We start from the raw sequence: 12078 nt of genomic DNA, 5'->3' as shown, positions 1-12078 counted from the left end.
CATGGAAAAAGAGAAAGTCAGTCTGGAAGAAGCAAAGGAACACGGACTTACCGAAACTGAATTTGTTGAAATTCAAAAAATCTTAGGAAGAATTCCCAATTCAACAGAACTTGGAATTTTTTCCGCCATGTGGTCGGAACACTGCTCTTATAAAAATTCTATCTTAAAACTAAAAACCCTTCCCACCAAATCAGACAAACTCCTCGCACAAGCTGGGGAAGAAAACGCGGGAGCCATGGACATCGGGGATGGACTTGCAGTTGTTTTTAAAATTGAAAGTCACAACCACCCTACGGCCGTTGAACCATACCAAGGTGCTGCAACGGGTGTTGGTGGGATCATGCGTGATATTTTTACGATGGGCGCTCGCCCCATCACTTCCCTCAACTCACTTCGGTTTGGTGATCCTAAAGAACCTCGCAATAAATACTTACTCACTCGTGCCGTAAAAGGGATTGGTGATTATGGTAACTCTCTCGGAATCGCAGTGGGTGGAGGGGAACTTTTTATCCACCCTACCTTTACCAAAAACCCACTTGTCAATGCAATGACTGTGGGAATCGCCAAACACGATGAAATGGCTTCTGCCTCGACCAAAGGCCAAGTGGGAAACAAAGTGTACATTGTTGGTGCCACAACTGGCCGCGACGGGATCCATGGTGCAAGTTTCGCCTCCAAAGACCTCACCAAAGAATCAGAAGAAAAACGTTCTGCAGTACAGGTGGGTGATCCGTTTATGGAAAAACTTCTAATGGAAGCATCCCTCGAAGCCATCCAAAAGAAACTCCTTGTGGGAATCCAAGATATGGGTGCAGCAGGGATTTCTTGTGCTACATCTGAGATGAGTGCCAAAGGGAAAACGGGAATGGATGTGGATCTAGACAAAGTCCCACTCCGCGAACAAGATATGAATGCATATGAAATCATGTTATCGGAATCCCAAGAACGTATGCTTGTGATCCCTGAAGTGGGCAAAGAAGGAGAACTTGTTTCCATCTTCCACAAATGGGGGTTAAATGCTGTTGAGATCGGAACTGTCACGGGTGATGGAATCTTACGCATCCGTAAAAACGGAAAACTCAAAGCTGAAATCCCAGCGGAATCACTTGTACTCGGAGGTGGCGCCCCAAGGTATGTGAGGGAAGAAAAAAGACCGTCTTACTTAGATGAGGTGATAAAATTTGATCCAAATAAAATCCCTGATCTAAAACCAGACACAGTCCCTCAAGCTCTCAATAGCCTACTTTCTTCTCTAAACATCAGTTCCAGAAGGCCACTGTATGAACAATACGACACAGAAGTGGGTCTTGTGAAAGTGGTAGAACCTGGTGAAGACGGTGGTCTTGTTCGTATCCCTGGAACCAATAAAGGAATCGCTGTTGCAACAGACTGTAACTCACGTTATACGTATTTAAACCCATACGAAGGGGCGCAAATTGCAGTTTGTGAATCAGCAAGAAACGTTGCCGCGACTGGTGCTGAACCTTATGGAGTGACAAACAACCTCAACTTTGGAAATCCATACATCCCAGAAAACTATTACGTGTTCAGTGAATGTGTGAGAGGCCTTGGGGATGCATGTCGTTTTCTTGGACTCCCTGTTACGGGTGGAAACGTTTCCTTTTACAACGAATCCCCTGAAGGACCTGTGTTCCCAACACCTACCATAGGTATGGTGGGAGTGATCGACGATGTATCCAAGGGACTACGCACTTACCCCAAAACAAACGAAGTGGTGAAGTATGCACTTGTTGGTGATTTTTTACCTACGATTTCTGCCTCTGAGTATTTGTATAGATCCCAAGGTCTTGATACAGGCGCCATTCCGAAAATTTCGTTAGCAAAAGAAAAACAAACCATTGATGCCCTGATCCAATGTCGCAAACAAGGACTTTTGACGTCCGCCAAAGACTTGTCACTCGGTGGTCTCCTTGTAGCGCTCGCAAAGATTGTGATTGTTGGGAAAAAAGGAATCGAAGCCAATTTAAATGAATTACAAACAAAAATCCCAAGGTTAGATACTTTGTGTTTTGGTGAAACAGGTGCAAGTTTTATCGTGAGTTATCTACCAAATGATGAATCAAAAGTGAAAGAATCGTTTGAAAAAAATGGTTTGTCATTTTATTCCTTGGGAACATCAAGTTCCAAAAATTCCCTTTCCGTCAAAGGAGAGGGTTTCCATTGGGAATGGACTACAAAATCGCTAGAAGTAGAATTTGAAAGTGGATTAAAATCCTATTTCGAATAGACAAGTTTCAAATTGCAGGAAGGATATGCCAGATGCGTGTTCTTCCTGTTTGGTTCCTTTTTCTCATTTTCACAATCCAATGTACAAGTCTTGCGAAACGCCAAGACTATGAAGATTCCCTTCGTTCTTACAAAAAAGCATCAATTGACAATGCACTCACAACATTACCTCGAAACGAACGAAAAGGTTTTATTGCCATATTAGAAAAAGCTCATCTTTCCTTTCTTTCTGGAGGAAAAGAATTCCGTGACTTGGAATCTCTCGCGGAAGCAAGTAAAGAACGCTTACGATTTAGTGCTTCTAGAACTCTAAAATCATTTTTTTATATGGAATCAGAAGATGGATATTATGCATCAGAAGCTGAAATTATTTACTTACACATCTTACTTGGACTCTACTATTCACGAGTCGAACAATATGAAAATGCCAAAATCCAAGCAAGGTATGCAGGCAATTTGTTAAGTGGAGAATGGAGCGCAGAAGGCCAGTTTGATGACCCCACTTTACGGCTTTTACTTGCTACTCTATGGCTTTCAACGGGTGCAAGAGAAGAAGCGATGGTAGATTTTCGGAGAGCCACTCAAATGAAACCACAATCTTCATCCATTCGTTCGTTTGCAAACGAGATGGTTCCAATAGACGGTGAGTTTATCTTTGTCTTTGGTGGTCCAGGTGCTGAACCAGAAATGGACCCTTCTGCCAATCTCAATTTTATCCGTGGTCTAAGGAATCTGAAGTTTACAACTTCTGGAAAACAAAGTTCCCTCCTACTTGTCGACAAATCCAAATCCATCCAATTGAGTTTAGAAAAAGGAACATTAGGATGGTACGAACGCCATCTCATCCGCGACAATGAAATCGCAGAACTCGTCCAAGATTCTAAATATTTCCAATTGATGTCTGCTACAGCGATTAAGGAAGGAACAAAAGGGACACTTAAGATCACAGGTTCCATCCTTGCTGGTGCCACCATAATTGCTTTAGGAGCAGGTATGGTATATGTTGGTTCAGAAGTTAGTTCGGGTGATGTTGTGGCATTTGGTCTCATTACCATGGTGGCCGGGTTTCAGCTTGGTCGTGAATGGATTGGCAGGTCCATCCACCAAACCAAAGAAAATATCAAAGAAGACTTGGATGTATCCAATGAATACAGATATGTCCGTTTTTTCCCTGAATATGTTTGGATTGGTAAATCAAAAACAAAACTTAATGAACCAATCCTTACTTCAAACCAAGGACCCGTTACCTACCACCTTACGCCCGCTATGGGAAAAATCAAAGTTAGGTTTGGATTTGTACCTGATGTTCAGAACCCATAACCTTCTACTCGGCTTTTTTTAAGAAAGTTGGTTTGTTCACTCCAAACGATTTGATTTGTTTCCAAACTCACAAGAAAAAGAGTCACAGTAATGTATTGAATTTTTGTTCCTGATTCAAAATTAACCACCTCATTGATTTCACCTTTGATTTGGTGGGATGGTGACTTAAATTTTCCAACTGCCAAACGAGAATCAGATGAAACCATTCCTGTTTTTCCAAATGCCATTTCCTTGGTTGCATCTTCACGAACAGAAGTATCAACAAAAGGAATTTTATCTTTTGTAAGTTGGTTTAGAATTTCATTGGTAATGAGTTTTGTATCAATATGTTCCGACGTACTATTTTGTAATTTTCTCCATTCCAAAAAACCAGTCTTCATTTCTGTTTTATAATATACTGATAAGGAATGACTCATACTTTTTACAGTTTCTTTTACTTCCACAACGCCCCATTGTTTGGTGGCCTTAGCGTTTTCTGGTTTTTGGTAAGATGCCCCAGTTGAACAGCTAACAAGAATAAACGAAACGAAAAAAATCAAAAATTTCTGATGCATAGGTGTTAGTGTGGGATAGGAATTGGAGTTTGGCAAGAAGTTTGCGGTGGTATCCCCGCCCGATTTTGGGTGGGGAACTGGACCCGCCACCCAATGAGTCTTCTCTACCATGAAGTCCCATTTTTCACAATTGTTTCCCTTCATTTTCCTGTTTTTTTGAAAATTTGTTCATCTTTTGGCCGGCGTATGGTTTTGGCGCCTCATTCGATCCACCACCAAACCATTCTCGTGAAAGGACCAGGCTACTCCGGGGTGCGCGTTCGCTCCCGTCTGCCTAGGGCAGACCAAGCCCTCCATATCCTTGGCGCAAACTCAATTTCCAAACTTTTGTTTCCAAGTTTCGAAGAAATATTGTCTTGAAAGTTTTACTTCCAGTGGCATACTTCAGCATTAATATATGGGCAAATTCATCGTTCGTTTCAGTTTATTCCTCATCCTACTCGCGATTCTGTTTGCGGGTTATACTTGGCTTACACTCACTTGGAGTTATTCGGAAGGGGACCGTGCCGGTTACATCCAAAAACTCTCCAAAAAGGGTTGGGTTTGTAAAACTTGGGAAGGTGAAATGGCACTTGTGACCATGCCAGGCACGATGACTGAAAAATTTTATTTCAGTATCCGTGATGAATCGATTGCCGAACAATTGAATGGTTCTATTGGCAAACGTGTGGTATTACAATACGAAGAACACATTGGTGTTCCTTTCAGCTGTTTTGCCGAAACCAGGTATTTTGTAACGGGTGTAAAAACTGTTGGAGAAGTTCCACCTCTCTAAGTTTCCTCACACAAACGACCACCAAACGTGCATTCATCGATGTTGGTCGTTTTTCATTTTTCTTTTTACATCCAATGTTTATTTTCATGTTTCCATTCCACCTTCTACTCGATTACTTCCCTTCAAACATTTGATTTTCATTGAGTCCACTTGGATTCGCTCTGGTTTCAGAACTGATCTTAGCTATTTTTTTTGGATTATGTCTCTTTAAATCCTGTCCTTCGGATTTTTACAGGGAGTGAAAAAAGATAAGGAGGAAAATTTCACTTTACATATTTTTACTATACATATAAGTAGTATCATGGATCTCGCGGAACAAACCCACTACTCTTCCACAAATATCTACGAACCCATCCAAAACTGGAACCAAAAGGATTTGGGACTTCTGACGGGAGAAAGGGGGATGTACAAACTTGCCCACTATTGGCAATACGCACTGGTTTGTTCTGGTTTCCAGGTGTTTAACTTGGATTGTGCCATCCGATTTAATCCCTTCACCATCACAGAAGAAACAAGAAAACAAAACCTCGCACCAGAACCTTTTTTAGAACAAATTCAGATCCAAAGGGCCTTCACCCCTTACCAAATACTAGACGCTCTGCAACATATTTTGAAAGAAAAAAGAGAAAACACCATCTATTTCTTGTTAGCCCCTTGTAAACAATTTTTGGATGGAGACGTAAAAGATGACGAAGGAATTTATTTATTAAATTTGATGCTTGGTTTTATTGAAAAATTTCCAACAGAAAATGTCCCTCTCCTTATCATTGAATCATGGACCTATTCTCATAAAAATTTTAAAATTTTTTTCCCAAAACTTTTACGGGCTTCTCAAACCCTATGGGAACTCAAAACAGAAAAAGGACTCTCAAGGATCCGCACAAGAAAGACATCTATCACTGGAGCATAAAATGGGCAGAACCATTTCCCCTTATTCACGTCAAATGTTACAAATCGAAGAAAACTTATCTGATTTCAGAAGAGCACTCAGGAAAGTGGACCAAGAGATTTATGATGATCTCATTCGAATAGCCAAATTACAGGTGCAAGCTGGTGTGATGGCGTCACTCCCCTATCCAATCGATTCCATGCTTTTATCGATGATGATTGAATTAAAAAAAGAGTTAAATGAATTAAAAAGGAAAATTCCGGAAGAAACTAAACTATAGCGAATATTAATTCCCAAAACATACTTCTGAAATAAATTAAAGTCCAACTCAAAATGGAAACTTACAATGGTTATCTATTTGATATCTATCATTCAGAACAAAAAATTTACATTTGGATCAAATCTGACTCAGGTGAATTAAAACTATTTGTTGATGAATACTTTCCCGTCATTTATGCAAATGCTTCCCCCACTATTTTAAAAAAACTAGTCAAACGATTTTATGAATTAGATGCCTTAGCAGAAATTCCAAACTTCACAGAAAAAACACTGTTTTACCAAAACAAAACAATACCCGTTTTAAAACTTGTCATATCGAAACCACAACTCCTTCCTAAAATCACAAACAAACTTTTTAACCTGTATGGTAAATATGATATCTACCATTCCGATATTGAAATCACAACAGGGTACATGGTAGATAAAAATATTTATCCTCTTTGTTATGTTACGATAGAGTATGAAGTTTCTAAAAATAGATTAAATCAAATCAAAATCATTAAATCCCTCACCGAAATAAATGAGTTAGACTATGAAGTTCCAGAACTACGTGCAATTTCTCTTTACCTAGAAAAAAGCCATAGACACCCCTTCAGTGAAAATAACTTAATCATCGAAACTTCCAATGAAAACTACAATATCCCCACGGGCAATGGAATCACACTCATCAAAAAACTAAACGAAATCTTTCTAAAACACAATCCAGACATTGTTTTATCATCTTTTGGTGACCAAGTCATTTTTCCCTATTTATTCAAAACAGCCCAAGAAAACCACCTAACCACTGAATTCGATAGAGATAAAACAAGTTTGATTAGGCGTTCCATCCAAACACAGGGAACAAGTTTCAACACTTACGGCACCATTGTATACAGAGCACCTTCCTATCCATTGTTTGGTAGATGGCATATTGATTCCAGAAATAGTTTTGTATACAAAGAAGCAGAACTAATCGGAATCATTGAACTTTCTCGTATTTCTAGATTACCTGTTCAAAAAATGGCAAGAGCTTCCACGGGAAAAGCACTCACTTACATTGAAGTTGATGTTGCCCTTCGTAAGAACTACCTTGTGCCATGGCAAAAAAGTGCTCTTGAATCAGAAAAATCTGCCTTACAGTTGTTAAATGCTGACAAAGGAGGGCTGGTTTTCCAAGCTGATATATCAAATGGATTTGTATTAGAAAACGTAGCCCAACTCGATTTTTCCCAAATGTATCCGAGTATCATGGTAACTCATAACATCTCACCTGAAACCATCAACTGTCTTTGTTGCGAAAACTCAACCGACATAGAAAAGGTTCCTTCACTTGGTTATCGAATTTGTTCGAAAAGGAAAGGCATCGTTTCGGAAGCATTGGCTCACATAGTCCAAAGACGAAATCACTATAAAGAACAAAAAAAAAACAATCATCCCAATGCCATTAATATCCAATCTAAACAATCAAGTTTAAAATGGATGTTAGTAACCTCTTTCGGTTATTTAGGTTACCGAAACGCAAAATTTGGAAAACTCGAAAGCCATGAAGCCGTCACAGCTTTTGGCCGAGAAAAACTGATCACCGCCAAAGAAGTATCAGAAGAATATGATTACAAGGTTGTACATGGAATCACAGATAGTATCTTCATTCAGAAAAAGGATCATAGTCCCATTACTAAAGAAGACCTAACATTCCTTTGTTTAGAAATTGAAAAACGTACAAAAATTCGAATGGAAGTAGAAGGGATTTATTCTTGGTTATGTTTTCCACCTTCTACACAAGATGAAAAACTACCAGTAGCAAACCGTTATATGGGAAGATTTACCAATGGTCAATTCAAAGGCAGGGGAATCATCACAAGAAGGAAAGACTTTCCAAAATTAATTCGTGATGCGCAAAACCAAATGATCCAATGGATGTGCCAATTCAAAACAATTGATGAAATGCAAAAAAAAGAATCTGAAATCATGAAAATCTTTTATCATCACGACAACAAACTTGTAACAGGCGACCTTAACTGGAAAGACTTGGTAATCCAAAAATCGACTTCAAAAGAACCAGAAGATTATACCGTTGATGCACCTAGTACCATAGCCGTTAAAGACCTACTTAGTATGGGTGTTCGTGTCCAAGCTGGTGAAAAAATCAAATACATTGTAATCAACCAAAAATCTGAAAAAAAAGGAGAGAGGTATCTAACTTTAGAACGAATGGAAAAAAAACTAAATCATAATGAAAAAATGAATTCCACCAGAAAAGAAACCAAAATGGAGCCTCTCCCAAGAATCAATCCTGAAATAAATCGATTCAAGAACCAAAAACACCAAGAAGATGAGAATGTAAGAAATCCTACTTCCCAAACAAAAGAAAAGAAAAACAGGATAAGCGAAAATACTACAATCTTACATTCAAATGGAATTGATCAGTTTCTAAGCAATCCACAAAACAACTCTACAAATTGGATTCCAAATCTAAAAAAAATGACCAACCAAACACCAAAATATGATGAAAAATACTACAGAAATCTATTAGTGAAATGTTTCAAAGAAATTTGGATCGGAATCTCCACTTTCAAAAACTTTGATATTCTAATTAGCGAAGAAAGCTTTTTGCCCTTCTCATTTCAAAAAGATGAAAATTATACCAAAACCATCAATAAAGCAAACTCCATTTTTATTGCATAAATCACAAAATTTTTTAATAAAATAACTAAAAGATTTTCTTGTTAAATGAGAAAAATCACCGCCAAACAAAAAAATATTTGAACTCAAAATATTCGAATCAAGAATCAGATTCACTTTTTACTCAATGGGACTGAGGGGGCGAAGCTATGCCAATCCCTAAACCAAAACGCAGACAAGCGGCTTATTATGTCCCATTAAAAGGTAAGCGCTAATTCTATACAAAATTAGTACCAAAAATACAATGCGAATAATACAATAACTATGATTGTTAAACGAAATACAAAAATCACACAAAGAAATAAAGCTAACCACTAAAGCGCTTTATAAACAATAAAAAACTTTAAACGCATCACAGAGATCATTCGTTAATTGCAATGTCCAAAAAGTGATTTAGAAGTTTCTGTTTAAATTTTCGCTGTTTGTGAAATTTCATGTTCTTTGTCATGCTGTGAGAAAGCCGAGTTTGATTTTGAATGGTTATTTGAAGAGATTTTATTAAAGTCTTTATCTTGTTTTCGTCTTTCTCATTATTCAATTACTTTGCTTTTTTCACTCACAGTTCTGTTTTAATATGCTCTGTTTGGGATATTTCAGCGAAAATTAATCAAAGACAAAGAGTCGACTTTATTTATCTCTTACCAATATTTTTGGACTTGATTCTTTCTTATTTTTATCTTTTCTATAACTTGGACACTGCAATTAACATACGCTAACCGCTGCGCTTCGGGACTTGCGCCCTCGCTTGGCCTTCGGCACATAGGCTTTCTGTCACTCGTTTGCATACGCAAACTACGTGCCAGTCCCTAACGCCTCTGCGAGGCTCAGGGTCAGCCTACGTCTGTTAGCTAGTTCGTTATACGAAATCACGAAAAAAATATGAAATACAAAGCCATTAATAAATTGATAAACAAAATTGAAGAAAGTTCTGATTTAAAGTCTGAAGAATCACTTAAAAAGTATTTTGATACACGAAAAAAAAATATTTCAGTTTTAGGCTTCGACATCTACCATTATAGCCAATATAAAAATCAAGATCAAGATATCATTCCATTCCTATTTGATGATCTTCTTAGAGAAAGTAGCATTTTTGCGGCTACATTTGATTCTTTTATTTTTCAAAAGGAAAAGAAGGAAATCTACACAAAATTAATTTCTACCGGTGATGGTGGATTCTTAACGTTTGAAAATCCATTAAACGCATTAATATTTTTACTTTATTTCAATATTCAACTTAAGTATTTTAATTCATTTCACCGCATGGAAAAAATAAGAAAAATGTTAGGACCTATTTCTATTAGGTATGCTATAACTACAGATTCTATTTTTGGATATGATCATAACATTTTTGGACCCGCTATAATAAACAATGCAAGAATAATGAGTGGTGATAAATTAAATAGATTAATTATAGATAAAAAAACACATGAATGGTTTGAAAAAAATCTATTTGGCCTAGAAAATCTACCAAATATCGATATACCCTATCTTAAAAATAAAAACTTATATAAAAAATATAATGATTTAACAAAAAATTGTTGGTATATAACTCACAATATCAATGAGAGAAACCCAAAAATTATCAATGTTGATGTATTAAAAATCGGAGAATCGGAAATAAAAAAGACTAAATTGGATACTTATAATGTTATAGTAACATATAAAGCGAAGGCTTTCAAAAAATATGACATTCAAGATACGGAAGAATTTAATAACATCACTTTAAATCTAGGTAACTATAACACTACTGGTCTATAATTCGTGACTTCGTATAACAACGGGGAAACGCTGCGCTTCGGCACTTACGGCCTCGCTTGGTCTGCGACACATTCCCTTTCTGTCACTCGTTTGCATTCGCAAACTCCGTGCCAGTCCCTAACGTCCCGTTGGGACTCAGGGTCAGGGAACGTCGTCTCCCCTAGTTCGTTATGCGCAATAATTTCAAAAAAATATAATGATTAAAAAAATTAGATTACTTGCTTTACCAATTGTTCTCTTATTTGCTTCGCCAGTATTTCCAAATGATGTTGAAAGAAAAAAATATCACTTCCTCATTTCCCCTTGGATTATTAACACTACTTTTGATAAACCATCAAGAGAAACAGAAAGTTCCGTTAATTTACAATTTCTATACGGATTTACTAATAATTTCTACCTTGGAGTAACTTATTGAATTGGAAAAAATAGTGAAAAAAGTCTAGAATCTATTCCTACTAGCTCTTATTCTACAACTAGATTATACCAATTTTCTACTTCAAAAAATTCTGAAACTTTTACTTTGAATTTACATTATTTCCTTTGGAAATTCATTTATACTAGTTTCAACATTGGAATTGAAAAAGGATTTTCAGTCGAAAGAAACAATTTTGCAATCATTCGAGCTAACAATATTACTCCCCAACCATTTTCAATGAAAACAATCTTCGATGATAGAGTCTTTAGTTCTCTCGGAATTGGATTTAGGCATGAAGTAAGTAGCTCCATTTTGATTGCTTTCGAATATCAACGTGGATACATTGAAGCTGGTAAAATTAACCAACATTTTACTTACAATCCTGATTACTATGGTAGTAACTTACCTTATATGCTCGAAAATTATCTTTTTGATAACTTTTTTAATGATAGATCATTAAGAAATTCCATTTATCAGCAATTTTATCTATCAGCGGGATTGGCAATTTGATTCTATTAAAGAAATTACTGCGCATAACAGCACCTTAACGCTTCGCTTCGGGACTTCGCCCTCGCTCGGTCTGCGACACATAGGCTTTCTGTCACTCGTTTGCATCCGCAAACTACGTGCCAGTCCCTAACGTCCCGTTCCGGGACTCAGGGTCAGCCTACGTCGTTAAGGCTAGTTCGTTAATTGCAATGTCCAAAAAGTGATTTAGAAGTTTCTGTTTAAATTTTCGCTGTTTGTGAAATTTCATGTTCTATGTCATGCTCTGAGAAAGCCGAGTTTGATTTTGAATCTTTATTTAAAGAGATTTTATTAAAGCTTTCATTCTGTTTACGTCTTTCTCATTATTCTAATACTTTGTTTATTTTACTCACAGTTCTGTTTTAATATGCTCTGTTTGGGATATTTCAGCGAAAATTAATCAAAGACAAAGAGTCGACTTTATTTATCTCTTACCAACATTTTTGGCCTTGATTCTTTCTTAATTTTATCTTTTCTATATCTTGGACACTGCAATTAACATACGCTAACCGCTGCGCTTCGGGACTTGCGCCCTCGCTTGTCCTTCGGCACATAGGCTTTCTGTCACTCGTTTGCATACGCAAACTACGTGCCAGTCCCTAACGCCTCTGCGAGGCTCAGGGTCAGCCTACGTCTGTTAGCTAGTTCGTTA

At 37.3% G+C, this 12078-nt stretch carries 9 protein-coding genes; 8 read left to right on the top strand and 1 reads right to left on the bottom strand.

What is annotated here, in order from left to right; genetic code table 11:
• Position 1 precedes the first annotated feature (1 nt).
• Together purL and DI076_RS02375 are read left to right on the top strand one after the other, a co-directional pair.
• A complete protein-coding gene (purL, locus tag DI076_RS02380) occupies positions 2-2248 on the top strand; it encodes a phosphoribosylformylglycinamidine synthase subunit PurL (RefSeq protein ID WP_108958454.1) in 2247 nt (748 codons plus the stop codon).
• A 32-nt stretch (positions 2249-2280) separates the two neighbouring features.
• Complete coding sequence (locus DI076_RS02375; protein ID WP_108958453.1) at positions 2281-3567, top strand: hypothetical protein; 1287 nt, start codon at positions 2281-2283, stop codon at positions 3565-3567.
• Here the strand turns inward: DI076_RS02375 and DI076_RS02370 are convergent.
• Positions 3555-4232 (bottom strand): penicillin-binding protein activator LpoB, encoded by a 678-nt coding sequence (locus DI076_RS02370; RefSeq protein ID WP_245918220.1) that lies wholly within the window; start codon positions 4230-4232, stop codon positions 3555-3557. The two genes, DI076_RS02375 and DI076_RS02370, sit on opposite strands and share 13 nt — an antisense overlap.
• Positions 4233-4518: 286 nt before the next feature.
• Between DI076_RS02370 and DI076_RS02360 the strand changes: the two genes are divergently transcribed.
• From DI076_RS02360 to DI076_RS20255, 6 genes are all read left to right on the top strand, one after another.
• A complete protein-coding gene (locus DI076_RS02360; protein WP_108958451.1) occupies positions 4519-4896 on the top strand; it encodes a DUF8785 domain-containing protein in 378 nt (125 codons plus the stop codon).
• Between the two features lie 301 nt (positions 4897-5197).
• Positions 5198-5806: a hypothetical protein gene (locus tag DI076_RS02355; protein WP_108958661.1), complete on the top strand. Its 609-nt coding sequence runs from the start codon at positions 5198-5200 to the stop codon at positions 5804-5806.
• 1 nt (position 5807) lies between these two features.
• A complete protein-coding gene (locus tag DI076_RS02350) occupies positions 5808-6065 on the top strand; it encodes a DUF8156 family protein (RefSeq protein ID WP_108958450.1) in 258 nt (85 codons plus the stop codon).
• Positions 6066-6118: 53 nt separating this feature from the next.
• On the top strand, positions 6119-8728 hold the full coding sequence (locus DI076_RS02345) for a DNA polymerase domain-containing protein (RefSeq protein WP_108958449.1): 2610 nt from the start codon (positions 6119-6121) through the stop codon (positions 8726-8728).
• Between the two features lie 876 nt (positions 8729-9604).
• The gene (locus tag DI076_RS02340; RefSeq protein WP_108958448.1) at positions 9605-10483 is read left to right on the top strand and encodes a hypothetical protein; all 879 of its coding nucleotides are present in this window, start codon (positions 9605-9607) and stop codon (positions 10481-10483) included.
• Between the two features lie 520 nt (positions 10484-11003).
• Positions 11004-11408 carry a hypothetical protein gene (locus DI076_RS20255; RefSeq protein ID WP_245918218.1) on the top strand — a complete coding sequence of 135 codons (405 nt, stop codon included), beginning with the start codon at positions 11004-11006 and terminating at the stop codon, positions 11406-11408.
• Positions 11409-12078 lie beyond the last annotated feature (670 nt).

The sequence above is a fragment of the Leptospira ellinghausenii genome, assembly GCF_003114815.1.
Classification (GTDB): domain Bacteria; phylum Spirochaetota; class Leptospiria; order Leptospirales; family Leptospiraceae; genus Leptospira_A; species Leptospira_A ellinghausenii.
This window is presented reverse-complemented; position numbering and strand designations above follow the sequence as displayed.